Source organism: Saccharospirillum impatiens DSM 12546 (assembly GCF_000423605.1).
GTDB lineage: Bacteria > Pseudomonadota > Gammaproteobacteria > Pseudomonadales > Natronospirillaceae > Saccharospirillum > Saccharospirillum impatiens.
On sequence record NZ_AUIH01000001.1, the window covers coordinates 254005 to 279102 of the forward strand.

Sequence of the window (25098 nt, forward strand, 5' to 3'; positions counted from 1 at the left end):
GAGGCTATTTCAGGCTAGTGCCGTGAGTTTGAAATTCGTGTTGATTCAACCTCATGCTTTCCAAGGAATGCCGGGTGCGCCTGCTGGAGGTCGTCATGCCGCATGGATGCGGCATCCGAGCCCCTATGGAAGGGTTTACGGCGTACCTCCAGCAGGCGTACCTGGCGTTCCGAATGCCATCGCAACACCTGTAACCACCAGGGTTAATTGAGCTGCGAATTGCAAACTCATGGCACCAGCCGGACTCTGCCAACTATCTTGCCAGTGCCTCAATCCAGCCGCGCATGACCTTGGCTGTGATATCTGCGTCTTCGGCGGTGACGGCTTCATCGGGGTGGTGGCTGATGCCCTTTTCGCAGCGCATGAACAGCATCGCGACCGGGCACAGGGCTGCCATGGCCATGGCGTCGTGGCCGGCGCCGCTGACCAGATAGCGGGGGCGTATGCCTTCGGCCTCTATGGCGCTGGCGAGAGCCAGTTGCAAATGGTCGGCGCAGCTTACGGCCGGAGCGGCGTGGGTTTCCTGCCATTGCATCTGGATGCCACGTTCGTGGCAGGCGACCCGGGCGGTGTCCCAGATCATGGTTAGGGCGGCATCGCGTTCGCTGTCTTGTTCACTGCGAATGTCGAGGCTGAAACTGGCTTGTCCGGCGATGACGTTGACGGCACCCGGTTGTGCGCTCATCCGGCCCACCGTCGCGACAACGCCGTGTTCGCGGGCGACGCGTTCGACGATCAGGGTGATTTCTGCCGCAGCGGCCAGCGAATCCTGGCGCAGGTGCATGGGTACCGTGCCTGCGTGGCCAGCCATGCCGGTCAATTCGATGTTAAAACGACGGGCACCGGCGATGGCGGTGACAATGCCGACCGGTAACTCTTCCGACTCCAGCACGGGGCCCTGCTCGATGTGCATTTCCAGAAACGCCAGAGGAGGGTTGGTTGTGCGGGCTGCATCGGCAATGTCGGCATAGTTTAGGCCAAAGGCTTCAAACGCTTCGGGCAGGCTTTGGCCGTTGGCGTCTTTAAGGGTTTCCCATTTCGGGTCCCAGGTGCCTGCGATGGCGCGGCTGCCGAGCAAGGTGGCGCCAAAACGCGTGCCTTCTTCATCGCCAAACCCGACCAGATCCAGATGGAAGGGCAGGGAAACACCGTCTTTTTTCAGGGATTCTATGACCAGTAGAGGCAGTACTACGCCGAGAATGCCGTCATAAATGCCGCCGTTGGGCACGGTGTCGAGATGTGAGCCAATGACGACTGTCGGGGCCTCCGGGTCGGCAGCGGCCAGTCGGCCCCATTGATTGCCAGCTGCGTCTTGCCAGGTCTGCAGGCCGATCTCCTGCATCCAACCGGCCACCTGATCGTTGGCCAGGCGGTGTTCCCGCGTCAGGTAGCGTCGATCCATCAGGCCGGGGGTTTGAGTCAGTTTGGCCAGGTCATCGCACCACGAGAGTGCGCGTTCGCCCAGTGTGCTCATGATGCGGTTCCTTGTTCTGCGTTTTGGTAGACCTGGTAGGCGGCGTCTGTGGCGGCACCGGCGGTCAGGGTTTGTCCGGCGCGGCGCAGTGTATTTTCCAGCGCAGCGAGGGTGACCAGCACGGCGTCGGTGCGGGCGTTATAGCCCATGGTGCCCAGGCGCCAGACTTTGCCTTTGAGTGGCCCGAAACTGGTGCCAATTTCGATGTTGTAGTCATTCAGCAGGGTGCTGCGCACGGCTTCGCCGTCTACGCCCTCGGGGATATAGGCTGCGCAGACGTTGTGCATTTTGTGGCGCAGGTCGCCGAAGGGTTTCAGGTTCATGGCAATCAGCCCGGCCAGCATGGCATCACCCTGAAGTTTATGGCGAGCAATGCTGGCGTCTAGTCCCTCTTCCAGCAATACCTGACCGCATTCTCGGGCGCAATACAGCATGCTGGTAGCTTCTGTGTGGTGGTTCAGGCGTTTCTCGCTCCAATAGTCGAGAATCATCGGTAGATCGAAGTAGTTCGAGCGAATGCGCGGGCCCAGGGCGTCGGTATCGTCTTCGGTGCGGATGCCGGCTTCGATGTGGTGACGACGGCGAATGGTTTTGACAAAGCGGTCGCTCAGCGTAATGGGTGCGATGCCGGAAGGGCCACCAAGGCATTTTTGCAGGCCCACTGAAACGGCATCAAGCCCCCACTCGTCTACTTTTAAGCGGTTGCCGCCGATTGAGGCGGTTGCGTCGCAATAGAACAGGGTGTCGTACTGGCGGCACAGGGCACCCAGTTGCTCCAGAGGCTGCAGCATGGTTGTCGAGGTATCCCCCTGCACTGTAGCCAACAGTTTTGGCCGGATACGGGCCAGGGCTTCTTCGATGACTTCCGGTTCAAACACTTCGCCCCAGGGAACTTCAAGCGTGTGAACTTCGGCGCCCGCTCGCTCTGCGATCTCGGTGAGCAAGTGTCCGAACCGGCCGAAAATGGGCACAAGCACTTTATCGCCAGGCTCGATTACCGACACCATGACGGCCTCAATGCCGGCCCGGGCGGTGCCGTCTACCATGAGTGTCCATTGATTGCTGGTTTCAAAGACGTCCCTGTACAGGGCCATTACGTCGTTCATGTAACCGGTCATGACCGGGTCGTATTGACCAATCAGTTGGGTCGAGAGGGCGTTCAATACTCTTGGGTAGGCGTTGATAGGACCTGGCCCCATCAGCAAACGGGGTGGAGGCGATAGTCGGGACAGAGAGGAAGACGGCATTTGGCGTGGCTCCACGGTGTATATGGCAATTACTGTAACATTCGTTTCTATTTTTTTAAAATGAAACAAATGTTTCTTTGGTCGGTCTTGGCGTGAGTCAGTCATTGGCAGGTTGCTTTGGGGCTTGGCCCGCTCAGGGCTCCAGTTCGCCCAGATCCTGGTATTGCTGTTCGATCTGCTCAATGCGCTGACGCGTGGCCTCGGGGAAATGCTGCATCATGCCGTTCGACGCGTGTGCGATCCAGCTTACCGGGGCGGCGTAACTGGCAAATGGACCCCGGCTTTCAATCGATAACTGGATATGGGCGGTCAGGTGCGGCTGGGTCGGGAAGTCGGGTTCGGTGATGAGCACGGTTTTGGCGCCGCTGCGCAGCAATGCTTTGAGCAGTTGTTGAAAGCCCCGGTAACGTCGGCGAAAACCAAATACGACGACAACATCTTCCGGGTCCAGCTGCACCAGGTGTTCAGACAGGGACTGCCCTGGTTGGGGAATCAGACGGGTATTTGCGCGCAGCTGAGTCCATTGCGTGTGGGCATGCAGTGCCAGCGGGAAGTTGTTGCGCTGGCCGAGGCAATAGAGCGTCTTTGCGGTAAATAGCAGATCAATGATCTCGGCGCTGTGCTGCAAGCTGGTTTCAGACAGCCACCCAGCGAGGTTGCTGGTCTCTTGTTGGACATGATGATACAGATCATCGGATTGGGTGATTGGCCTGGCCAGGGGGCTGCCGGGGTTCGGTTGCTGGCGCATGGCTTCTCGCGCCTGGTTGAAGTCGTCGTAGCCGAGTCGGCGAAACAATCGGCTAACCGTCGCCTTGCTTACCCCATGAATCTGACTGAGTTCGGTGAGTGAGTAGGTGGCCGCCAATCTTGCCTGGGCGGCGACAAACTGAGCGACGCGGCGCTCGGAGGCCGGCAGTTCATGCCAATAATGCTGGATGCGTTCGGCGAGCAGTTCAGACGCGGTCACAGGCTCTCCCCCGGCTTCGTTAAAACGCTATTGAAACATGCGTTTCATCCAGGTGCCAGTCCGGGTGATCGGCGAAGACGGCGCAGCGGCTACTGGTCGGAAACTTCCATCCGGTTCTTTCCGGTGGTTTTGGCTTTGTACATGGCCAAATCCGCGGCCTGATAGAGCGTGCTGAAGTCGTCGCCTTGCTCCGGGTAAAGGGCCACACCCAAAGAGCAACTGCAATAGAGCTCGGTGCCTTCCCAGTCGATGGGTTTTTGCAGTTGTTCGTGGACCTTGCTGGCCACCAGTGAGGCTTCTTCGGCGTCATCCAGGGCGGCCAGGATAATGAATTCGTCGCCACCCAGTCGGGCCACTGTGTCGCTCTGGCGCACGGTTTGAGTCAGGCGATTGGCGATGGCGCGCAACAAAGCATCGCCGGCCGGGTGGCCGTGACGGTCGTTTATCTCTTTGAAATCATCGAGATCGATGACGATAACCGCCACCCGGCCATTGCAGCGGTTGGCCTGAAAGTTCAGTTGCCTGAACCGGTCTTCGAGCAGCAGCCTGTTGGGCAGTTGCGTGAGAGAGTCGTGAAACGCCATGCGCTGGAATTCATCCCGGTCTTGCTCAAGGCTTTGCTGGCGGTTCTTGAATTCAGTGATGTCCTGCACCGCACCGACTACATAGGTGATACCCTGAGTGTCAATGGCGGGCTGGGCCGTAATGCGCAGCCAGCGAGGCGGTTCGAAACCGTCCAGAGGAATCTCAAGGTCGGAAGCCAGTCCACCCTCCAGGGTATGCCCAATTTGTTTGAACAGCTGGTTCTGAGCATCGTCGCTGAACAGCTTCTGAATATTGGTCAGGCTGGTGTTGTATGTCCGTGGAATGGCCAGGATTCGGAACGACTCTTCCGTTAGCATGAACTGATGGGTCTGAGCGTTGTATTCCCAGCCGCCGACACGTGCCATGCGGTTGGTTTGCTCGAGCATGTTCTGGCTGTGTTCCAGTGCGTTCAATACCCGTTTGTAGGCTCGAATATCCCGGATAATCACCCAGCTGCCTGAAATGCCTCCGTCGCGGTCGCGCACCGCAGTCGCGCGTATCGACACTGGAATGATGGTCCCATCCCGGTTCAACAGCTCTTTTTCAAACACATCGGAATAGCCGCGCTCCTCGACCTGCTGAGCAATTTCCGTGTCAATGTCTTCCCAGCCAGGCGGCGTCATTTCGTGAAAAGTCAGTTGGCTCAGTTCGCTCTGTGTATAGCCGGTCATGGTCAGGTAGGCGTTGTTGGCGAACTGCAACTGATGGTCCGGTGTCCACAAGCCAATGGCGTCCATGCTGGTACGAAACAGCGATCGGAACCGGCGTTCACTGTTGGCCAGGCTTTCGATCAGTTGGTTGCGCATGGAGACGTCGCGGCTGACTGACCAGACGCCGAGTGGTTCACCCTGCTCGTCGCGCACCAGAGCCAGGCGAATAGACATGTCGACTGGTGTGCCATCGGAGCGCAGGAATCGTTTGTCATACACTTCGCTAACATCGTTACTGAGCAGTTGCTCCCGGATGCGACTTTCTTCGAAGCTGACAACGTCTTCCGGCGTGAAATCACGGTAGTTGTAACCGATGACGTCCATGGTTCCGCGATCAAGCATGGCCAGAAAAGCGGGGTTGGCCAGCTGTATGGTGCCGTCTAGCAGACTATAGGCAATGCTGTCCTGACTGCTGTCGAACAGCGTCTGAAGGGGTAATTCCGGGTCTCTGACATCGCTGACCGGTAGGAGGCTGATCCAGTAGTGCCGTTCAGTGGCAGTGCTGATTGGTTGAAAGGTTGCCTTTACCGGGTTTGTCTTGTCGTTGGGGAGAAACAGCGTTAGGGATCGAACCGTGCGATTGCTCATTCGCTCCAGGTGCTCAGGCAGAACATCGGGTAGCCAGGAGGACAGGTGAGTTTCTTTCAGGCGAGACGGATCACTATCCAGCCATTTGATCATGGCCTGATTGGACTTGAGAATGAGACCCTGACTGTCACAAAGCCATTGAGCAGTAGTGCTTTGCTCAAAAGCCGAGGCTAACAGCGACGCTACCAGATCCTGATCCACAGGATGCCCCCACCGTCATAAACCATTATGTCAGACTGGCACCTTACTAGAGCCGGATATGGATCGCCAGTGGTTCGGTTGGTGGGGTCAGAATCCGCCGTTGAATTCGACCCCACCCTTTCAGAGGTGCTTAGTTCGTTGCCGGTTGCTCTGCAGACTCGTCTTTACCTTTCTTGTTCTGCAGGTAAAGCGCGTCAAAGTTGACCGGAGCCAGCATCAGGGCCGGGAAGCTACCCTTGGTGACCGCGGTGTCAACGGCTTCACGAGCATAGGGGAACAGTACTGACGGGCAATAGGCGCCAATCATCTGATCGCGGGTTTCATCCGGAAAGCCAGATACGGTGAATACACCGGCTTGTTGAACTTCAGTCAGGAAGGCGGTTTTCTCACCGATCTTGGCTTCAACCGTGATGATGAGCACGACTTCGACAACATTTTCGTCCAGGGTGCGAGTGCGGGTATTCAGGTCCAGTTTGATCTGGGGTTTCCATTCTTCGCGGAAGATGGCGGGCGCGTTGGGCGATTCAAAGGATACATCGCGGGTGTAAATGCGCTGAATGGCAAACTGGGGTTTTTGTTGTTCGGTCATTGGGACTCCAAAAAAATCCGTTTCTCGTTAATAGTAGGGTGAAAACTGCCGGTGGTGGTTAGCGTGTCAGCGTCACCCGGCATGACTGGCTTCAGCCAGCATTGTATCGAGCCGGCCCGCACGCTCCAGAGCATAGAGCTCATCGCAACCACCGATGTGATGCTGGCCTACCCAGATTTGTGGCACGGTATGCTGGCCACTGAGTTGCATCATTTCCTGACGCAGTTCCGGCTGACCATCAACACGGATCTCACGATAAGTACTGCCCTTGTGATCCAGTAATTGCTTGGCGCGAACGCAAAACGGACACCAGGCGGTGGTGTAAAGCGTAACAGGCGAGGCTGTTGACATAGTCAGACGACTCCGTAATCAGGACTTAACCAGCGGCATGCTGCTGTTTTGCCACTCCATAATGCCGCCCCGTAATTTGTGCAGCTGGTTGAAGCCGGCTTTAGCCAGCAATGCACCGCTGGCGCCGGATGAAGTGCCGGTTTTGCATACCACGATGATGGGGGTGTCTTTAAAGGCTTCAAGTTCAGACAGCCGCCGCTCGACGTCGCGTGCCGGAATATTAATGGCATTGGGCAGGTGGCCCTTGCGAAAATCCTCTTTCGAGCGCACATCCAGGACTTTCGCGTCCTGGGAGTTGATCAGCAAGGTGGCTTGCTGCGGTGAGACCGCCGAGCCGCCTTTACTCCCTTCGGTCACGACCAGCAGGACCAGCAAGGCAACCCAGATGGATGCCAGGATCCAGTGATTGATAACGAATTCAAAAATTTGCTCCAACATGATTCGGGCTCTGCAGTTCGATGAAAAAGTGAGCGCGGCAGTATACACCAGCGCCCGGATATGCCCATAGAGAAGGTCTGTTTTTTCATGGCCGCCTTTCATGGGGCTGATTCGTCAAAACATTCGCCAGATGGGCGGAGAGCCAGTACACTTATTGAATTGTAATTTTCCTACATTTTTATCGGGAGGTTGAATCATGGCACCTGCTAAACCGGCAGTCCTGTTGATCCTGGATGGTTTCGGATACAGCGAAACATCTGCGTCGAATGCGATTGAAAAGGCCAAAATGCCGACCTGGAAGCGGTTGTGGAAAGAGTATCCACACAGTCTGATTCACACCTCCGGCATGGATGTTGGCCTGCCAGACGGGCAAATGGGCAACTCTGAAGTGGGTCATATGAATTTGGGCAGCGGGCGAATTGTCTATCAGCAACTGACCCGGGTGACCAAAGCCATTGAAGACGGCGATTTTTTCGAGAACCCGGTGCTGACCGGTGCCGTCGACAGTGCGGTGCAGGAAGATAAAGCGGTTCACTTGCTGGGGTTGTTGTCGCCCGGTGGCGTGCATGCTCATGAAGATCACTTTCACGCCATGGTCGACCTGGCCGTGAAGCGGGGCGCCAAGCGGGTGTATGTCCATGCGTTTCTGGATGGTCGGGACACACCGCCGCGCTCTGCTCTGGCGTCGATCGAAGCGCTTGAAGCGAAGCTGGAAAAGCTTGGCGTCGGTGGGATCGTTTCAATGATCGGCCGTTACTACGCGATGGACCGTGATAGCCGTTGGGAGCGGGTTCAGGCGGCCTACGATCTGCTGACCCGGGGTAGCGCTGATATTGTGGCGTCCACTCCGATGGACGCCCTGCATGCTGCTTATGAGCAGGATAAAGACGACGAATTTGTGCCGGCCACCTCTATTCGTGCTGACGGAAGTCAGCCGGTGACCCTGCAAGACGGCGATGCTGTGGTCTTTATGAATTTCCGGCCAGACCGGGCACGCGAGCTGACCCGGGCGTTTACCGACGATAAGCTTGACAGCACACTGGATCGGTCAGTGCGTCCGGCGCTGGCAACGTTCACGACTTTGACCGAGTACGCTGGAGACATTGACGCGCCCGTGGCTTATCCGCCTGAAAATCTGGTGAATACCCTGGGCGAGGTGATGGAGCAGCAAGGCAAAAACCAGCTGCGCATCGCGGAAACCGAGAAATACGCACACGTAACCTTTTTCTTCAGCGGTGGTCGCGAAGACGAGTATCGCGGAGAAGACCGGATTCTGGTGCCATCGCCCAAAGTAGCAACCTACGATCTCCAGCCTGAAATGAGCGCACCGGAAGTCACCGACAGGCTGGTAGAGGCCATCGAGTCGGGCAAATACGACCTGGTGATCTGTAACTACGCCAACGGTGATATGGTGGGTCATACCGGCAAAATGGACGCCGCCATCAAGGCGGTTGAAGCGCTGGATGTGGCCCTTGAGCGGGTTACTGCAGCGGCACTCAAGGTGGGTGGTGAGTGTCTGATCACCGCCGATCATGGCAATGTCGAACTGATGGTTGACCCGAAAACCGGGGGCGCCGTGACCAGCCACACCATTTTCCCGGTTCCCCTGGTGTATGTCAGTAACCAGGCAGAAGGCGTGAGCCTTAAAGAAGGACGACTCGCAGATATCGCCCCGACTTTGCTGACCATGATGCAACTGCAAGTTCCGGCAGAAATGACCGGCTCCAGTCTGATTCAGCGCGGTTGATGGCTGGCCCATTCTTCCAGCCTTAGGCTATGAAGCGGGCCGGCGCAGGTCGTAAAGACAATGAAATGAGTGGGCCGCGCCTGCGGCTCTACTTTAAACGAGGCTGCGCATGCGGTAGCCTGCCCGTTAGTCATCGCCCCCTGCATGGATGGGGCTCACCCCAACCTGAATGAGTTCGCCGTATCTGTGTTTCAATTGATTGCGTTTAAACGCACCCTGTTCTGGCTTTTACTCAGCAGCTTGGTTGGCTACTCGGTAGCTGAAGACGACCTGACGCTGCGTGAGCGGGATCTCGAACAATTGCAATCACAGATAGGCGACTTGCAGCAGCAGCTCAACCGCAATCGTGAGAACGTATCGGAGCAGCGTCAGGCTCTGGAAGAGACCGAGCGGCGCCTGGGCCAGTTGAATCGTCAATTGAATGACCTGGCCGGGCGCCTGAGCCAGGCAGTCAGCCGGCGTACCGAGCTGGAAACCGAACAGATCCGGCTAGAGCAACAGCTGGACGAGCAACGTGAAGACATGGCCGAAATTTTACGTCTGGCCTATAAACAGAATAATCAGCCCCTGATCAAGTTACTGTTGTCGGGTGAACGGCCGGAAGATCTGGCCCGTCAGATGCACTATTTTTCGATTTTGAACCGACAGCAAAATGATCAGTTGCAACAATGGATTGAACAGTCCAATCGCCTGGGCGAAGTGATTCGGGAGCAGACCCGGCTAGCAGAGCAGTTACGCCGTGACCGCGATGAATTGGCCCAAGCCCAGGCGGAAGCCGCCAGTCAAAAGAATCGTCGGGCCCAGATTCTTGTGAATCTGCAAGCCGAAGCGTCGCAAACAGAGCAGTCACTGGAGCGAAAACAGGAAGAGCAAACCCAGCTCACGCAACTGGTCGAACGCATGCAAGCGGAACTGACGGACATGAATCTCGAATTCCCGGCCGATATTGACATGGCCGATGTCAGAGGCGGGTTGCCCTGGCCGCTGGAAGGATCGCTTCGAGCTCGCTATGACACCGCTCAGGACAACTCAGGTTTGAAGTGGCAGGGATGGTGGCTGGCTGCAGACATGGGCACCGATGTACAGGCCGTGCATCATGGGCGTGTGGTGTTTTCAGACTGGTTAAATGGTTTTGGGCTGTTGATCATTCTTGACCACGGCGATGGACTGATGACGCTTTATGGTCGAAACCAAACCCTGTTGCGTACTGTAGGTGAATGGGTAGAAGCCGGAGACACACTGGCAGAAGCCGGGGCCTCAGGTGGTTTTGATGAAAGTGGTTTGTATTTTGAGGTACGGCGCAATGGCCGACCTGAAAATCCGGCCAATTGGCTTGAAAAACGCTAGACTTACGGCCTGGGTCCCGGGGCATTAACGACAGGTGTGAATGTTCATGGCCAGGCAATCCAATACAGTACAACCTAATACAGATGTGAAAGGAACCGTTATGAAGTTGATCCGCAGTCCCTGGTTGAGCGCAATTACCGCCCTGGTCGTTGGCGTTTCTATCGGTATCGCGAGCAGCGTTCATGCCGAACGGGTGGAAACACGCCTCCCGGTCGACGACGTTCGAATGTTCTCGCAGGTTCTGGAGCGCATCAAGCAGGCGTATGTTGAAGATGTCGAAGACAGTGAGCTGATCGAGAATGCCATTGAAGGCATGCTGTCGGGCCTGGATCCACACTCCGATTATCTGACACCCGAAGATTTTGAAGACTTGCGCGAAAGTACGCGCGGTGAATTTGGTGGGCTGGGTATTGAGATATCACTCGACGACACCGGCTTTGTGCGGGTTGTTGCGCCTATTGATGATACCCCGGCTTATCGGGCCGGTATGCAGTCCGGTGACCTGATTACCCAAATCGACAATACACCGGTGAAGGGCATGACCATTGGCGATGCCGTGAATCTGATGCGTGGACGTCCGGGTACTGATGTCATCCTGACGGTCGCTCGGGAAGGTGAAAATCAGCCACTGGAAATCGAAATTACCCGTGACATCATCCAGGTCACCAGCATTCGCAACCGCATGATTGAACCCGGTGTCGGCTATGTGCGGATATCCCAGTTCCAGGAACGTACCGGCCGTGACTTCATCGAAGCCATGGCATCCCTGCGCGACGAAAACGAAGGCGCGCTTGACGGCTTGGTGCTCGACCTGCGCAATAACCCGGGTGGCGTCTTGCAGGCATCAGTGGATGTCGTCGATGCCCTGATCAGCCAGGGCCTGATTGTCTACACCGAAGGCCGCCTGCCCAATTCGGCCAGTGAGTTTGAGGCCAATTCAGATGACCCGAGTGATGGCGTGAATCTGGTGGTATTGATCAATGGCGGATCTGCATCAGCTTCGGAAATTGTGGCCGGTGCCGTACAGGATCATCGTCGTGGCGTGATCATGGGCACTCGCAGCTTTGGCAAGGGTTCCGTTCAGACCATATTGCCGTTGAACGATAACCATGCGATCAAGCTGACAACGGCCCGGTATTTCACACCGAACGGTCGGTCGATCCAGGCTCAGGGTATTGAGCCGGATATCATCGTAAACCCCGGGAAACTGACCCAGGAAAATGGTAACCCGTACTACTCGGAAGCCAATCTGGCGGGTCATCTGCTGGGCGAAAATGAGACCGAAGACGGTGCTGATGACGAAGAGGCCGGTGAATCGGCAGAGACGGATAGTGAGGCAGGAAACGATCTCATCAACGACTATCAGTTGTACCAGGCAGTCACGTTGTTGAAAGGCATGCGCGTTCTGAATGCCTCGCGTTAAGACCGTGGGGCGCCAGGCTCTTTGCTTGAACCTGTGCGCCTTTCTTATCGTCCTTGCAGGGTTTGCGACGGCTTCAGACCGCACTAAAGTGGCTGTCGTTGTCGATGACCTCGGCAACCAATGGCAGTCAGGTCTGACTGCCATTGAGATCCCCTTCATTCAAACCATCGCAATCATGCCGGGTCTGCCGTACACGATCCCCCTGGCAGAATCGACGGTGGATGCCGGCAAAACCGTGATTGTTCACGCGCCTATGTCGAACGAGAGTGATTTTCCACTGGGGCCTCTGGGGCTGACCCGGGACGACGGGGATCAGCAATTGCTGGCGAACCTGTCGATGGGCATGGATGCTGTGCCCTTCGCAGAGGGGCTCAGTAACCATATGGGCAGCCGTTTAACGCGTGATGCCGAAGCTATGGGCTGGGTCATGACCGAATTGCGGGCGCGTAACTGGTTTTATTTCGACAGTGTAACGGTCTCGAACACTCAGGGTTGGCGCATGGCCGAGCAAATGGGCGTGCCCTGGAACAGGCGACAAGTGTTCCTTGACCATGAACCCACACCGGAATTTATTGAACAGCAGTGGCAGCTGGCGCTGCGCATGGCGCGTAAAAACGGTTCAGTGACGATCATTTGCCACCCCTACCCGGAAACCCTGGCGTTTTTCGACAACCTCGACCCGGCCGACTACCCGGATATCGACTGGGTATCGATCAAAGACCTGCTGCATCAGCCCAAGCGGCACCGGCCAGACTGGCGTCCTCACCGCATCCCTGAAGGTGCCTATTCACGGCACACGTCCTGACACGCCCCAACCAAGCGTCGTTCATGACGGATTCAGCTAACTGTGAGAAACTATTACACACGCTTTACACCGTTAGCGGTTAACGCTAACGATTGTCAAAACCTTGGTTTGGCCTGGATTACGATCCTGTTGGTCAGCTCTCTGCTTAGGAAACAGATATGAAATATTGGGGTGTATGGGTTCTCGCGGCTGTGACGGTGTTATCCGGATGTGCCACGCTCAGTGAAGAAGAGTGCATGACGGCCGACTGGTATTCGATCGGCTATGAAGATGGCGCCAATGGACAGTCTGAAACACGCATTGGGTCACATCGTGAAGCTTGTGCCAAACATGGTGTCACGCCTGATCTGCGCGATTATCAGGATGGGCACGATGAGGGCTTGCTGGTTTTCTGCACATCGAGAAACGGGTTTAATCGGGCGCGCAGTGGCTACCAGTACAACGGTATTTGCCCGCCCTCGTTGGAGCCCGAGTTCCTTGATGGCTACGAAGCCGGCCGCCAGATTTATCAGGTCGCCAGCGAAGTGAGTAATCTGGAAGGAGAGCAACTCAGTAACGAGGCTGAGCAACAGCGCATTGAGCAGCAATTGCTGGAAAAAGAAGCTGCTTTGTTCGGTGCAGGTACACCGGAAGAGCAACGTCGGGTAATTTATGAAGAGATCGCCCTGTTGAAAGAGCGACAGGGTACCCTTGAACAGCAACGTGACGATATCATCCGTGATCTGGCGAATTCAGAATCCCGTCTGCGGGAACTGCGTAATCGCTACAGCTACTACTGATCGGCAGATTAGGGGGGCAGTGCCAGGATGACTGGGTTCGACAGTCACTGTCATCTGGATTTTCTGGATCAGGCCGGGTCTTTTATGGCCGGTGCTCAATTGTCCGGCATTGGCCACTGGCTGCTGCCCGGGACCGGCCCCGAACAGTGGCAGCAGGCTCATCGGCAGTTCGGTGACGATAAGCGGGTATTGCTGGCAGCGGGGCATCATCCCTGGTTTTTACCGGATGGCCCGGCTGATACTCAACGGCTTGAGAACTGGCTGGCCCGGCACAACGATGGCGTTGCCCTCGGCGAAATCGGTCTCGATTTTTCCAGGCACCGCCCCGGAACCGCCGCCGCAGCGCACCAGTTTGACTGGTTTGTCGCTCAATTGGCGATCGCCAGTGAACGCAAGTTGCCCGTGATCATCCATTCCGTCAAAGCGCACGACCGCATATTGCAAGGCCTCAAGCAGACCCCCTCGGTTATCGGTGTGATACATGGTTTTGTCGGCCCTTATGCTCAGGCCATGGCCTACGTTGACCGGGGTTTTTGCCTGGGGGCGGGCCGTGTGATTTTCCAATCATCCAAAACGCTGGACGCCTTTAGCCGAATACCGGCCGACCGTATTCTGGTTGAAACCGACGCTCCGGATCAGCGAGTACCCGATCAATACCGGTCAACCCTAACCCCAGCCGAACAAAAGGGTTCGGACAACCCCTTGCTGGACTGGTCTGCGACCTTAGCCCGGTTGGCGGATGCCCGTCAGCTCGATCCCACTTCGCTGATGGCTCAGGTTCGTCGAAATGCGGCTGCGCTCTTTGGCACCTGAGTCAGGGCAGAGCCGACTTCAGTTTTCTTAATCAACTAACTCGAATTCTTTAGATATCTCTGATTTGGGCGCTGAACTACAGTGGCGTCATCTCGTGGCCACTGGCCACAGGACACCCACTTAACTACCCAATCTGGAGTAATACTATGAATGCACTGTCTCCCCTGGCCATGGTCGCCGGCCGCGTACTGATCTCTTTTATGTTTATTCTGAGTGGTCTGGGCAAAATTACCGGCCTGGAAGGCCAGCAAGGTTATATGGAAATGATGGGCGTCCCCGGATTTCTGATTTACCCCGCTATTCTGGTAGAAGTACTCGGTGGCCTGGCTGTCCTGATTGGCTACCAGGCACGCATTGGCGCGTTGCTGTTGGCCGGTTTCTGTGTGGTATCGGGTGTATTGTTTCACTTCGATCCGTCTGATCAGATGCAAATTATCTCTCTGTACAAGAACCTCGCCATTGCCGGTGGCTTCCTGTTCATTGTCGCCATGGGCCCTGGCAAGCTGAGCATCGAAGGCCGCAAAGGCTGAGTAGGCCGCAGTTGCCGGCTACCTGAGCATGGATGGTTCGGCGAAATCGATGACGGTAAATCTTTGATTTCGCCAGATAAGCATCATCACCTTGTTTGGTTATCGTGTTTTGGAAAAGGCGGAATGTCTTTTTCAACAACCTGCTAAAGGGCGCTGCGGCGCCCTTTTTTAATGCATGGTTGTTTCCACCCTGCTCTGAACCGGTTACACAATTGCTGCAGCCTCCCCCTGCCTATTGACGCACGAAAACTGTACAATGCCCGCCCATTTCGCGCAGGCCTGTTGCCATGCGCCACTGTCGATAGGTTTTCGCTTTGATCTCTACCGCTAACATCACCATGCAGTTCGGGGCCAAACCCCTGTTCGAAAATGTCTCTGTCAAATTCGGCAACGGCAACCGCTACGGCCTGATTGGTGCCAATGGCTGCGGTAAGTCGACCTTTATGAAAATTCTGGGCGGCGACCTGGAACCAACCAATGGGCAGGTGATGCTCGCGCCCAATACTCGCCTGGGTAAGCTGCGTCAGGATCAGTTTGCCTTTGAAGATCAAACCGTGATCGATACGGTCATCATGGGCCATACCGAATTGTCCCGCGTTAAAGCCGAGCGTGAGCGCATATACTCACTGCCGGAAATGAGCGAAGACGATGGCATGGCGGTAGCGGAACTTGAAGTCGCTTTCGCTGAAATGGATGGCTATACCGCCGATTCCCGTGCCGGTGAACTGTTGCTCGGGCTGGATATACCTCTGGAGCAGCACAACGGCCCGATGAGTGCCCTGGCACCTGGCTGGAAATTGCGGGTCTTGCTGGCACAGGCTCTGTTTTCCGACCCCGACGTCCTGCTGCTCGATGAGCCAACCAACCACCTGGACATCAACACCATTCGCTGGCTGGAAAGCATTCTGGTGGCGCGCAACAGCACCATGATCATCATTTCGCACGACCGTCACTTTCTGAACAGCGTGTGCACGCACATGGCCGATTTGGATTACGGCGAGCTGCGCCTGTTCCCGGGCAATTATGACGAATACATGACCGCTGCCACTCAGTCTCGTGAACAGTTGCTGTCAGACAACGCGAAAAAGAAAGCACAGATCGCTGAACTGCAAACCTTCGTCAGCCGCTTCTCAGCCAACGCTTCCAAAGCCAAGCAGGCGACCTCTCGCGCCAAGCAGATCGATAAGATCCAGCTAGCTGAGGTTAAGCCTTCAAGCCGAATCAGCCCTTTCATTCGCTTTGATCAGGAAAAGAAACTGCATCGCCAGGCCGTTACCCTGACCGACCTGACCTTTGGTTATGAACCGGATGCTCAATTGTTCAAGAAACTGAGCGTCAAGGTCGAAGCCGGTGAGCGCATTGCTATTATCGGTCCCAATGGTATTGGCAAGACGACCTTACTCAATGTGATGGCGGGCAGCCTGACGCCGCAAGCCGGTGAAGTGAAGTGGACCGACAGCGCCGATGTGGGTTACTTCGCACAGGACCACACCGACGATTTTGCCCACGACGCCACACTCTTCGAGTGGATGTCGCAATGGACGACCCAGGGTGAGCAGATGGTGCGCGGTGCCCTTGGCCGCATGCTGTTCTCTGGCGATGAAATTGGCAAATCGGTGAAGGTTATTTCCGGTGGTGAACAGGGCCGCATGCTGTTCGGTAAGCTGACTCTGACCAAACCCAACGTCATGCTGATGGACGAACCGACCAACCACCTGGATATGGAATCCATCGAGGCGTTGAACCTGGCGCTGGAAAATTATCCTGGCACGCTGATTTTCGTCAGCCATGACCGTGAATTTGTTTCGTCGCTGGCGACGCGGATTCTGGACATGCAGCCGAGCGGTATTACTGATTTCACCGGCAATTACGAAGAGTATTTGCGCAGCATGGGTGTGCAGTAAATAGAAGCGTTCCCTCTCCCCGAACCTTTCCCGTGGGACGGGAGAGGGAGTATTTCCCTTGGTGAATAAAACCTATGTCAATGGCCAGCGACGTTGCTCTTGCTGATCCTCTCTCCACCACAGGGGGAGAGAGTTAGAGAGAGGGGGCGGCGCAGCCGTTACTGCTTTGTTTGCAGGAGTTAACGGGTTCCATCAGGCACCTACCGTCTCACCTGAAGGTGACCTGACTATCGGCAGCCAAACCGAAATCACCGCCGCCAACGCAACAAACCCGGCCGACACCCACAAACACATTTCCAGCCCGTAAGCCTGATACAACCATCCCGACAACACTGTACCCAGCAAGCGTCCGCCAGCATTGGCCATGTAGTAAAAGCCGACATCCAACGACACACCATCGGCATCGGCGTAGCTAACGATCAAATAACTGTGCAATGACGAGTTAACCGCAAATAAAACACCGAACACGAGCAAGCCGCCAATTAAAACGGCGGTTACGTCGCTCATCGTCATCAGACCAACAGCGATGCCTGCCGGAATAACCGCCAATACCAGGGCCCACGTTATGGTGGCGTTGCGCCCGGGCACCTGACCGGAGCGTTTCCCCGTCAAGCGGGGTGCCTGTGATTGCACCAGACCATAGCCGATAACCCACAACGCCATAAAGCCGCCGACCTGAAGGTGTGGCCAGCCGAGAACCTGGCTGAGAAACACCGGCAAGGCAACGACAAACCAGACATCCCGGGCGCCAAACAAAAACAGCCGAGCGGCCGACAACACATTGATCGCCGGGCTCTTGGAAAACATCCGGCTGAACTTGGGTTTGTTTTTGGCTTTGCCCAGATCCTGTTTGAGCAGTCGCAAGCTAAGCGCAAAGACCAGCGACAAGGCGACCGCCATGACCCCGGCGGCACCGCGAAAACCGAGCCAGGCAAGCAGAGCACCCCCCATAAAGAAGCCGACACCTTTGAGCGCATTTTTTGACCCGGTGAGCACGGCAACCCAGTGGTATAGCCGGCTCTGCTGATCACCCGGCACCAGCAGTTTGATCGAGCTCTTGGCGCTCATCTTGTTCAGGTCTTTGGCAATGCCGGATAACGCCTGGGCCGCCATGACCCAGGGTACGGTCAACCAGGTCGCGGGTACCAGCAACATCGACAACGCAATGATCTGTAAGCCGAGCCCGACGTTCATGGTCTTGTTCAACCCGAGTCTGGCTCCCAGCCAGCCACCGACCAGGTTGGTGACAATGCCGAAAAATTCGTAAAACAAGAACAGCAACGCGATTTCCAGGGGCGAGTAACCGAGGCTGTGAAAGTGCAGCACGACCAACATACGCAAGGCACCGTCGGTCAGGGTAAACGCCCAGTAATTGCCGGTCACTACCAGGTATTGGCGCACACCGGCAGACAAGTCGCGCAGCCGCATCATTGGTCGCTGAGCCCTACCATACGCGCCAGCTCTGCGGTGCGATTGGCGTAACCCCATTCATTGTCGTACCAGGCGTAGAGTTTCACCTGAGTGTCATTGATGACCATGGTAGACAAGGCATCAATGATGCTTGAACGAGGGTCGGTTTTATAATCGACCGATACCAGCGGGCGTTCTTCATAGCCCAAAATGTCTTTGAGTTCGCCTTCGGCCGCTTGTTTTAACAGTGCGTTGACTTCCCCGGCCGACGTAGCACGTTCAACCTCAAACACACAGTCAGTCAGTGAGGCATTGGCCAGTGGTACCCGAACAGCGTGACCATTCAGTCGCCCTTTAAGTTCCGGAAAGATCTCAATAATGGCGGTTGCCGAGCCGGTAGAGGTTGGAATCAGGCTGGTTCCGCAGGCTCGCGCCCGGCGCAGATCCTTGTGTGGCGTATCCAGAATGCTTTGGGTGTTGGTCAGGTCGTGAATGGTGGTCATGGAGCCATGACGAATACCGAGCTTTTCGTGAATGACTTTAACCACCGGCGCCAGACAGTTGGTGGTGCAGGATGCGGCCGTCACAATGCGATGTTTTGACGCATCGTAGCGGTCGTCATTCACACCGACGACGACATTGAGTACATCGGGATGTTTCACCGGCGCTGTTACCACAACACGGCCGACGCCTTGTTCAATATATCCATTTAACAAATCGATATCGCGCATCTTGCCTGAGGCTTCAATGACGACATCGCAGCCCGACCAGTCGGTATCGGCAATCGTTTTGCTCTGGCTGACACTGATGGGCTGCTCACCTATGTGAATGGTGTCGCCTTCTGAGGTGGCGTTGTGCTTCCAGATACCGTGTACTGAATCGAAATTGAGCAGGTGGGCATGAGTTGCAGCGTCGCCCGCCGGATCATTGATTTTTACAAATTCGACATCCGGCCAGTCAAAGGCAGCGCGTAATGCCAGACGACCGATGCGGCCAAAGCCATTGATGCCAATTTTCAGGGTCATGATGTGTCTCCACGGGTAACAGAAAATGCGTCAGTTCAGGACGCCGAACGCCGATCCATAAAAGGCTGGGTGCGGTTGGCGATGGCGACCAGTGATAGCATCACCGGTACTTCAACCAGCACGCCCACAACGGTGGCCAGCGCCGCACCGGAGTGCAGCCCGAACAATGAAATGGCCACAGCAACCGCCAGCTCGAAGAAATTCGACGAGCCGATCAGGCAGGCCGGTGCCGCTATGGTGTGCGGCAACCGCAACCACCAGGCGCCAATAAAGGCGATGATAAAGATGCCATATGTCTGGAGTGTTAACGGTATGGCAATCATGCCGATGGCGAGCGGTTGCTCCAGCAAGGTCTCGGCCTGCAGACCGAACAACAGCGTTACCGTCGCCAGCAACCCGAGAATGGACCAGGGTTTGATATTGGCCAGAAAAGAACTCAGTTGGTCGGCCTTGCCGTTGCGGTTCAGCCAGTTGCGAGTCAGTACGCCGGCGATGAGCGGAAACACGACGTACAGAACGACCGACAGCATCAGCGTCGACCAGGGCACCTGAATATCGGTAACACCCAGCAGAAAGGCCGCCAGCGGCGCAAAGGCAACGATCATGATCAGATCGTTTACCGATACCTGTACCAGGGTGTAATTGGGGTTGCCACGGGTCAACTGGCTCCAGACAAACACCATGGCGGTGCAGGGCGCTACCCCAAGCAGGACCATACCGGCGATGTACTCGGTAGCCGTAGCCGGATCCACCCAGGGGGCAAAAATCACCCTGAAAAACAGCCAGCCCATGGCCAGCATGGTGAACGGCTTAATCAGCCAGTTAACCACCAGCGTCAGTGCAAGCCCTTTGGGCCGATCCGCCACCTGGCGCAGTGACGAAAAGTCGATCTGTACCATCATTGGGTAAATCATCAGCCAGATGAATACGGCGATGACCAGATTGACATGGGCAAACTCCAGGCGGGCAACAACTTCAAACAGGGGGGGAACAACCAGCCCAGAGCAGCACCAGTCATTATTGCCAGGGCAACCCAGAGTGACAGAAAGCGTTCAAAGGTAGGCATTATTGGTGGCCCTGTTGGGTTTTTTTTGTGTGGCTGGTTTCGGGCGGGCAGCATTTCTCAGTGCGCTCGGGCCGGTCACCCATGGCCAGCAATCGATTCACATCGTCTTCAATCCAGCTTTCATTGGCGGCAAGGGTGTCGTCCAGTACCGTCAGGCACCAGTCGGGAAGGTTCGGGTTAATGGAATAGAACACCCACTGGCCGTTACGTCTGTCCTGTAATAGCCCGGTTGTGCGCAACTGCGCCAGGTGCCGTGAAATCTTTGGCTGACTTTCCTGCAGGGCTTCGGTCAGCTCACAGACGCACAACTCTTGCTGGCTGTGAATGAGCAGCAAGGATCGCAGCCGGGTGTCTTCAGCCAGGTTTTTGAAAAATACCAGGGGGGTAAGGCTGTGCTGTCGGGCGCGAAAGGGTTTGCCCTGAATCAGCAGGAACATTTTCAGGCGTTCGCTCAATTCGTTCAGGGTGGTCTCAAAAGGCCGCAAACCGGCGCGGGTGACCGGGTCTTCAAAATCCCAGGCCAGAGTTTGTCGCGTGCCCTGAACCGACTGGCATTCGAGCGTAGCTTTGTTGCAGAGGGTGATGACAATGTCGAACGGCTCAGCCAGCACATCTCCCAACGACTTGGAACGTAACCCTTCGGTGGGCACTCCGGCACTTTTTAGAGCTCGCAAGGCGCGCAAGTCAGCCTGGCTCGGTTCCAGACCGGCACTGGCAACCTCGTAGCGGTCGCCCGCCATATCGCGCATCAGCACCTCCGCCATCAGTGAGCGGGCCGAATTGGCGGTACAGATAAAGAGAACACGCTGTTTTGAGCTCATCACAAGGCCCCATAGCTAGTTGATTTGAAAAATCATATATATGAAAAAACGTATGTCAACGAGTTTGAGTCAATCCTGAAAGAATGAAGCGGTTTCGCAACGCCCCGTTGCTCGCGACACCGCCACGCTGTGCGTATGATGGCGATTAGATTTGTCGAACTCTGTCAGGCGCTGATGATTACTGATCCGATTTTCTATGTGTTCGCCGTTCCCGCTACCTTGTTATATGGCCTTTCCAAAGGGGGTATGGGCGGAGGGTTGGGGCTCGTAGCCGTACCGATGATGGCTTTGGTCATCTCTCCCAGCCAGGCGGCAGCGATTTTGTTGCCCATCCTCTGTGTGATGGATTTGTTCGCGGTCTGGGGGTTCCGGGGGGTCTACGACAAGGCAAACCTGCGCATTATCCTACCGGCATCCCTGCTTGGTATAGGCGTTGGGGCGGCGACGTATCAGTACTTGTCTGACGATCACATCAAGCTGTTTGTCGGGCTTATCGCGTTGGTGTTTGCGTTGAACTGGGTCCTGCAACAACTGCGCGGTCGCCCTCCGGAAGCCAAGCCGGTCAGTAAAATTGCCGGCTGGATCTACGGCTCCATTGCCGGCCTGACCAGCTTCAGCGTTCACGCCGGTGGCCCGCCAATCAATATGTATCTGCTGCCCCAGCAAATGAATAAAACGGTGTTTGTCGGCACCACGGTCATCTTTTTTACCGTTGTGAATTACGTAAAGCTCATTCCCTATGCCTGGATAGGGCTGCTCGACAGCAGCAACCTGATGACGTCCCTGGCACTCGTGATTCTGGCGCCTATCGGCGTTCGGCTGGGCATGTACATGCATCACCGCATCAATGAAGGTCTGTTTTACTGGGTGTGCTATGTGTTGCTGGTCGCCGCCGGTGGCAAGCTGATGTATGACGGTTTGATGGGGCTCATACAGTAACTCGGCGACGGTGATTGCCAAAATCACCCTTGATATCTGGTACCGACCGCCTACTTTATTAGTCTAATCAATAACGGGGGACGGTTCATTATGGCCAGTGGCTGGGCTGGAGACGGCGCGGTAAACGAACAGATCGAATCCACCGTGAACGATGCCATTGAACGCGTGCGCAACCAGATGCCGACAGGCGACAGTGCCGAGTTCTGTGAAGAGTGCGAGGCGCCCATTCCCGAAGCCCGGCGCATGGCCGTGCCTGGTGTGCGTTTCTGTGTGAATTGTCAGGCCGAACATGACCAGGAAGCAGCCGGACAAAGCCTGTATAACCGCCGTGGCAGTAAAGACAGCCAGTTGAGGTAGGCTGCTTGTTGGATATTACTTCAGATACAGTACTTTGATCACATGGTAACCAAATTTGGTTTTTACCGGCCCAACCAGGTCGCCGGGCTTTCCAGTGAATACCGCCTTATCGAAGGCAGGAACCATGGCGCCGCGTTTGAATTCGCCCAGGTCGCCACCGCGTTTGCCCGACGGGCACGTTGAATGCTGGCGGGCCAGTTTGTCGAAGTCGGCTCCTTTTTTCAGTTTACCCAGCAGTTCCTGGGCCTTTTTCTCATCACGAACCAGAATATGCAACGCTGACGCATGGGTTGCGCGTGATTTACCCCGGGCAGGCGTCGTCAGGGCGTTCTTGAGGCTGGCTTTCATGATGTGGTCTCCGGTTATGCCGACTGGGCGGCAGTTTACCGTACCTGGGCTACGGAGGCTTGCCTGTTACCGAAATAGGGGGTTGAAAGTGCCAGTATCCTGTATATTATTAAACTCTAATGTATTAAGCCTTAGCTGAAGGAGCTCTTATGATTTTCAGACAGCTTTACGATGCAACCTCTTCGACTTATACCTACCTGCTGGGTGATGAGACCACGCGCGAAGCCTTGCTGATTGACCCGGTGTTCGAGCAAGTACAGCGCGACCTGGCACTGATTCGGGAATTGAAACTCGACTTGAAACTGGTCGTAGATACCCATGCCCACGCCGACCATATCACCGCTGCCTGGGTGCTGAAGCAGAAGTCCGGCTGCCAGATTGCTTCGGGAGAAGCCGTAGAGGCTGAAAACGTAGACATCCCGATTAAAGACGGTCAAACCATTGGCGTGGGCAAAATATCGCTGCAGGCCCGTTCAACACCCGGCCATACCAGTGGCTGCATGACCTATGTGCTCCAAGATCAGAGCAAAGCTTTTACCGGCGATGCCTTGCTGATTCGTGGCTGCGGCCGCAGTGATTTTCAGCAGGGTGACCCGGCCAGATTGTATAAGTCGATCAATGAGCAAATTTTTACGCTCCCAGACAACTGCACCATCTACCCGGCACACGACTACAACGGACGCACCTGCACCTCGGTCGCAGAGGAAAAAGAGTTTAACGCCCGCGTCGGTGGCGACTCCAACGAGCATGACTTTGTCGGTTACATGAACGCGATGCAACTGCCACACCCGAAGAAAATCGACGAAGCCTTGCCGAACAACATGCGCTCCGGAAAGCCTGAAAATGGTCAGTTGCCAGAAGAACAGGACTGGGCCGATTTGCGCATGACGCTGGCTGGCTTTCCGGAAGTGGAGCCGGAGTGGGTGATTCAGAACCAGCCCTCCGTCACGATTTTGGATGTGCGTGACGAGAGTGAATCCGTTGAGCCTGAGCTGAAGGAGCTGGATAACCTGATTCTTATTCCGCTTGACGAATTGCGTGACCGCGTCGGCGAAGTGCCGACTGACAAGCCGGTGGTAACCCTGTGCCGCTCTGGAAAGCGGTCGTCACTGGCTATTGGTATTTTGAAAGATGCCGGGCATGAGAAGGTTGCGAATGTGCATGGGGGCGTTTTGCATTGGCCTTCGGCTTCACGGTAATTCCTGATCTTTTACCAGGTTGTTGAAAAAGGCTTAGTGCCTTTTTCAACACGCTATAACCCAAAATTTCGATTTTGCCGGAACGTCCATATTCCGGTCGCAAGCTACCGACTTTGGACGAATTTCAACAGACTGCTACTAGGCCATGTTAGTGCGTGATCTGGAAACGACAGCAGGTCTCACGGACACGGATGCACACGCCTACGACTGCCACAAGTAGCCTCTATATAAGCTTTTGCAGTCTCGTGTCGAGGCATTGGTTTTACCATTTTCCTCTAAGGGCTATCTTGCCCGACCGCCGATCCCCCGTTTACGAATACGGTCGACGTTACGGTTCATTAAATGGCGGAAGAGGTATCGGAATAGCCACTTCCTCACCCCGGCCAAATTACTGTGAGTGGGATAGAAATCGTCCGGCCGAGCGTAAACACCGAAATCATCAGCAATACCTTCATTTTGTATATAGGTGTTTTCCCCGTGCCAATCAATGGGTGGCTTAGCCAGGCAGGGCGTGGCGACGCCGTACCCCGAAAACGTTTTACATTCATCAGCAAATCGCGCCTGGATCTGGCCTAAATAAGCCCTGTCGATAATGTAGCCTTCAAGGTTGATCCAGCGACCGTCCAGGTAAACTTCCACCCAGCTATGAACGATGCGTTCAGGGGCAAGCGCGAATAAATACCAGGGAATGGCACCACGCTGCAGCTCGTTGTATATGGTGAAGCCGTGGAAGCGATTGCTAATGCCAACGCCCCGGAGCAGCGCCATCAGTAAAGTGCCTTTTGTGTTGCACTGTCCATACCCGTCTTTGAGCACCTGGCTGGCGGGAATGGTGTCGTCGATATTGTACCCAAAGCGGATATCGTCCCGCACAAAGGTATAGATCGCGCCGATGGCGTCATAAGGCGACAACTCGCCCCAGCGTTTCGCTTTGATCAACGCCTGAAGGCTGGCGTGGTCGTAGTCCAGCATTGGCGTCTGCGACAAATAGCTATTATCCGGACAGTTCATTGGCGACTCCTGCTACACAAAATGTACTGTCAGTGTATTTAACAGGCGCCCTTAATAATTGAATAAACTGGCTATGAGAAAAGCCCGCGGGCCTCCCGAATGGACAGCCCTAAAAGGCTTTTAAAGGTCCGGTATTGAGCGACAATTAACTTGTCCGGTCCAGCGACAACTATCTTGGCCGGTTGATCTGATAAGGTTTGGCACAGCAGAACGGAGGGTTCGCTGTGTCAGGCAAAGCCATTACAGAGCAACAGGCCAAGTTATATATGGAACATCGCAAAGCACAGCTCCAGACCGTCGCAGCCGCCAAAGCGGGGATTTCTGAACGGTCCGCACGCCGGATCGACCGTAACCAGCACAATAAGCGTCAGCGAGACTGGCGTACCCGCAAAGACCCCCTGGAGCCCATCTGGGAGAGCATTGT

23 protein-coding genes and 2 pseudogenes are annotated in these 25098 nt (G+C 55.7%); 12 read left to right on the forward strand and 13 right to left on the reverse strand.

The features are described 5' to 3' along the window. Positions 1–253: 253 nt before the first annotated feature. The 7 genes from G565_RS0101160 to G565_RS0101190 all read right to left on the reverse strand — a co-directional run bounded on the left by G565_RS0101160 (position 254) and on the right by G565_RS0101190 (position 7150). Positions 254–1474 (reverse strand): allantoate amidohydrolase, encoded by a 1221-nt coding sequence (locus G565_RS0101160; RefSeq protein ID WP_028669333.1) that lies wholly within the window; start codon positions 1472–1474, stop codon positions 254–256. Then, positions 1471–2721 (reverse strand): pyridoxal-phosphate-dependent aminotransferase family protein, encoded by a 1251-nt coding sequence (locus tag G565_RS0101165; RefSeq protein WP_084649162.1) that lies wholly within the window; start codon positions 2719–2721, stop codon positions 1471–1473. Before G565_RS0101165 ends, G565_RS0101160 begins: the two co-directional genes overlap by 4 nt. A 133-nt stretch (positions 2722–2854) precedes the next feature. Next, positions 2855–3688 carry a MurR/RpiR family transcriptional regulator gene (locus G565_RS0101170; protein ID WP_028669335.1) on the reverse strand — a complete coding sequence of 278 codons (834 nt, stop codon included), beginning with the start codon at positions 3686–3688 and terminating at the stop codon, positions 2855–2857. An 89-nt stretch (positions 3689–3777) separates the two neighbouring features. Then, positions 3778–5772, reverse strand: a complete 1995-nt coding sequence (locus G565_RS0101175; protein WP_028669336.1) for a diguanylate cyclase domain-containing protein — start codon at positions 5770–5772, stop codon at positions 3778–3780. Between the two features lie 130 nt (positions 5773–5902). Beyond that, a complete protein-coding gene (gene secB, locus G565_RS0101180; protein WP_028669337.1) occupies positions 5903–6361 on the reverse strand; it encodes a protein-export chaperone SecB in 459 nt (152 codons plus the stop codon). A 72-nt stretch (positions 6362–6433) separates the two neighbouring features. Then, the gene (gene grxC, locus G565_RS0101185) at positions 6434–6712 is read right to left on the reverse strand and encodes a glutaredoxin 3 (RefSeq protein ID WP_028669338.1); all 279 of its coding nucleotides are present in this window, start codon (positions 6710–6712) and stop codon (positions 6434–6436) included. Between the two features lie 18 nt (positions 6713–6730). After that, positions 6731–7150, reverse strand: a complete 420-nt coding sequence (locus tag G565_RS0101190; protein WP_037337115.1) for a rhodanese-like domain-containing protein — start codon at positions 7148–7150, stop codon at positions 6731–6733. A gap of 196 nt (positions 7151–7346) precedes the next feature. Between G565_RS0101190 and gpmI the strand changes: the two genes are divergently transcribed. The 8 genes from gpmI to G565_RS0101230 all read left to right on the forward strand — a co-directional run bounded on the left by gpmI (position 7347) and on the right by G565_RS0101230 (position 16498). Then, on the forward strand, positions 7347–8897 hold the full coding sequence (gpmI, locus tag G565_RS0101195; protein WP_211227106.1) for a 2,3-bisphosphoglycerate-independent phosphoglycerate mutase: 1551 nt from the start codon (positions 7347–7349) through the stop codon (positions 8895–8897). 186 nt (positions 8898–9083) lie between these two features. After that, positions 9084–10244 (forward strand): murein hydrolase activator EnvC family protein, encoded by a 1161-nt coding sequence (locus G565_RS0101200; protein ID WP_169579602.1) that lies wholly within the window; start codon positions 9084–9086, stop codon positions 10242–10244. A 100-nt stretch (positions 10245–10344) separates the two neighbouring features. Continuing rightward, the gene (locus G565_RS0101205) at positions 10345–11667 is read left to right on the forward strand and encodes a S41 family peptidase (RefSeq protein ID WP_037336957.1); all 1323 of its coding nucleotides are present in this window, start codon (positions 10345–10347) and stop codon (positions 11665–11667) included. Beyond that, on the forward strand, positions 11654–12472 hold the full coding sequence (locus G565_RS22450; protein ID WP_051207084.1) for a divergent polysaccharide deacetylase family protein: 819 nt from the start codon (positions 11654–11656) through the stop codon (positions 12470–12472). The genes G565_RS0101205 and G565_RS22450 overlap by 14 nt, the downstream gene beginning before the upstream one ends. Before the next feature lie 158 nt (positions 12473–12630). Further along, a complete protein-coding gene (locus G565_RS25670; RefSeq protein WP_051207085.1) occupies positions 12631–13251 on the forward strand; it encodes a DUF2799 domain-containing protein in 621 nt (206 codons plus the stop codon). Positions 13252–13278: 27 nt separating this feature from the next. Next, positions 13279–14064, forward strand: coding sequence for a TatD family hydrolase (locus G565_RS22460; RefSeq protein ID WP_051207087.1), 786 nt, complete (start codon positions 13279–13281; stop codon positions 14062–14064). Between the two features lie 146 nt (positions 14065–14210). Continuing rightward, entirely contained in the window at positions 14211–14594 is a 384-nt protein-coding gene (locus G565_RS0101225; protein ID WP_028669343.1) for a DoxX family protein, read from the forward strand. 314 nt (positions 14595–14908) lie between these two features. Then, entirely contained in the window at positions 14909–16498 is a 1590-nt protein-coding gene (locus G565_RS0101230; RefSeq protein ID WP_028669344.1) for an ABC-F family ATPase, read from the forward strand. A gap of 192 nt (positions 16499–16690) precedes the next feature. Here the strand turns inward: G565_RS0101230 and arsJ are convergent, their stop codons facing one another. The 4 genes and pseudogenes from arsJ to G565_RS27655 form a co-directional block, all read right to left on the reverse strand. Next, entirely contained in the window at positions 16691–17929 is a 1239-nt protein-coding gene (arsJ, locus tag G565_RS0101235; RefSeq protein ID WP_028669345.1) for an organoarsenical effux MFS transporter ArsJ, read from the reverse strand. Further along, the gene (locus tag G565_RS0101240; RefSeq protein ID WP_028669346.1) at positions 17926–18933 is read right to left on the reverse strand and encodes an ArsJ-associated glyceraldehyde-3-phosphate dehydrogenase; all 1008 of its coding nucleotides are present in this window, start codon (positions 18931–18933) and stop codon (positions 17926–17928) included. Before G565_RS0101240 ends, arsJ begins: the two co-directional genes overlap by 4 nt. Positions 18934–18968: 35 nt before the next feature. Next, positions 18969–19999, reverse strand: a pseudogene (gene arsB, locus G565_RS22465) (ACR3 family arsenite efflux transporter). After that, a complete protein-coding gene (locus G565_RS27655) occupies positions 19999–20820 on the reverse strand; it encodes a metalloregulator ArsR/SmtB family transcription factor (RefSeq protein ID WP_051207089.1) in 822 nt (273 codons plus the stop codon). Before G565_RS27655 ends, arsB begins: the two are co-directional and overlap by 1 nt. 135 nt (positions 20821–20955) lie before the next feature. Here G565_RS27655 and G565_RS0101255 point away from each other — a divergent pair, with 135 nt between their 5' ends. Next, positions 20956–21759, forward strand: coding sequence for a sulfite exporter TauE/SafE family protein (locus tag G565_RS0101255; RefSeq protein WP_245584098.1), 804 nt, complete (start codon positions 20956–20958; stop codon positions 21757–21759). 90 nt (positions 21760–21849) lie between these two features. Continuing rightward, a complete protein-coding gene (locus tag G565_RS0101260; RefSeq protein WP_028669348.1) occupies positions 21850–22116 on the forward strand; it encodes a DksA/TraR family C4-type zinc finger protein in 267 nt (88 codons plus the stop codon). Positions 22117–22131: 15 nt separating this feature from the next. Here the strand turns inward: G565_RS0101260 and ppiC are convergent, their stop codons facing one another. After that, the gene (gene ppiC, locus G565_RS0101265; RefSeq protein ID WP_084649155.1) at positions 22132–22464 is read right to left on the reverse strand and encodes a peptidylprolyl isomerase PpiC; all 333 of its coding nucleotides are present in this window, start codon (positions 22462–22464) and stop codon (positions 22132–22134) included. A gap of 149 nt (positions 22465–22613) precedes the next feature. Between ppiC and G565_RS0101270 the strand changes: the two genes are divergently transcribed. Next, positions 22614–23663: an MBL fold metallo-hydrolase gene (locus G565_RS0101270; protein WP_028669350.1), complete on the forward strand. Its 1050-nt coding sequence runs from the start codon at positions 22614–22616 to the stop codon at positions 23661–23663. Between the two features lie 282 nt (positions 23664–23945). Here the strand turns inward: G565_RS0101270 and G565_RS0101275 are convergent, their stop codons facing one another. Further along, positions 23946–24674: a transglutaminase-like domain-containing protein gene (locus G565_RS0101275; RefSeq protein ID WP_028669351.1), complete on the reverse strand. Its 729-nt coding sequence runs from the start codon at positions 24672–24674 to the stop codon at positions 23946–23948. A 224-nt stretch (positions 24675–24898) separates the two neighbouring features. Between G565_RS0101275 and G565_RS0101280 the strand changes: the two are divergent. After that, positions 24899–25098 (forward strand): annotated as a pseudogene (locus G565_RS0101280) (hypothetical protein); the annotation flags it as partial.

Coding starts and splice junctions, on each gene's coding strand:
- ppiC (WP_084649155.1), bottom strand. CDS start 22,464: ATGAAAGCCAGCCTCAAGAACGCCCTGACGACGCCTGCCCGGGGTAAA.
- secB (WP_028669337.1), bottom strand. CDS start 6,361: ATGACCGAACAACAAAAACCCCAGTTTGCCATTCAGCGCATTTACACC.
- G565_RS0101275 (WP_028669351.1), bottom strand. CDS start 24,674: ATGAACTGTCCGGATAATAGCTATTTGTCGCAGACGCCAATGCTGGAC.
- G565_RS0101260 (WP_028669348.1), top strand. CDS start 21,850: ATGGCCAGTGGCTGGGCTGGAGACGGCGCGGTAAACGAACAGATCGAA.
- G565_RS0101270 (WP_028669350.1), top strand. CDS start 22,614: ATGATTTTCAGACAGCTTTACGATGCAACCTCTTCGACTTATACCTAC.
- G565_RS0101225 (WP_028669343.1), top strand. CDS start 14,211: ATGAATGCACTGTCTCCCCTGGCCATGGTCGCCGGCCGCGTACTGATC.
- G565_RS25670 (WP_051207085.1), top strand. CDS start 12,631: ATGAAATATTGGGGTGTATGGGTTCTCGCGGCTGTGACGGTGTTATCC.
- gpmI (WP_211227106.1), top strand. CDS start 7,347: ATGGCACCTGCTAAACCGGCAGTCCTGTTGATCCTGGATGGTTTCGGA.
- G565_RS0101205 (WP_037336957.1), top strand. CDS start 10,345: ATGAAGTTGATCCGCAGTCCCTGGTTGAGCGCAATTACCGCCCTGGTC.
- G565_RS22460 (WP_051207087.1), top strand. CDS start 13,279: ATGACTGGGTTCGACAGTCACTGTCATCTGGATTTTCTGGATCAGGCC.
- grxC (WP_028669338.1), bottom strand. CDS start 6,712: ATGTCAACAGCCTCGCCTGTTACGCTTTACACCACCGCCTGGTGTCCG.
- G565_RS0101160 (WP_028669333.1), bottom strand. CDS start 1,474: ATGAGCACACTGGGCGAACGCGCACTCTCGTGGTGCGATGACCTGGCC.
- G565_RS0101165 (WP_084649162.1), bottom strand. CDS start 2,721: ATGCCGTCTTCCTCTCTGTCCCGACTATCGCCTCCACCCCGTTTGCTG.
- G565_RS0101255 (WP_245584098.1), top strand. CDS start 20,956: ATGATGGCGATTAGATTTGTCGAACTCTGTCAGGCGCTGATGATTACT.
- G565_RS0101240 (WP_028669346.1), bottom strand. CDS start 18,933: ATGACCCTGAAAATTGGCATCAATGGCTTTGGCCGCATCGGTCGTCTG.
- G565_RS22450 (WP_051207084.1), top strand. CDS start 11,654: ATGCCTCGCGTTAAGACCGTGGGGCGCCAGGCTCTTTGCTTGAACCTG.
- arsJ (WP_028669345.1), bottom strand. CDS start 17,929: ATGATGCGGCTGCGCGACTTGTCTGCCGGTGTGCGCCAATACCTGGTA.
- G565_RS27655 (WP_051207089.1), bottom strand. CDS start 20,820: ATGAGCTCAAAACAGCGTGTTCTCTTTATCTGTACCGCCAATTCGGCC.
- G565_RS0101190 (WP_037337115.1), bottom strand. CDS start 7,150: ATGTTGGAGCAAATTTTTGAATTCGTTATCAATCACTGGATCCTGGCA.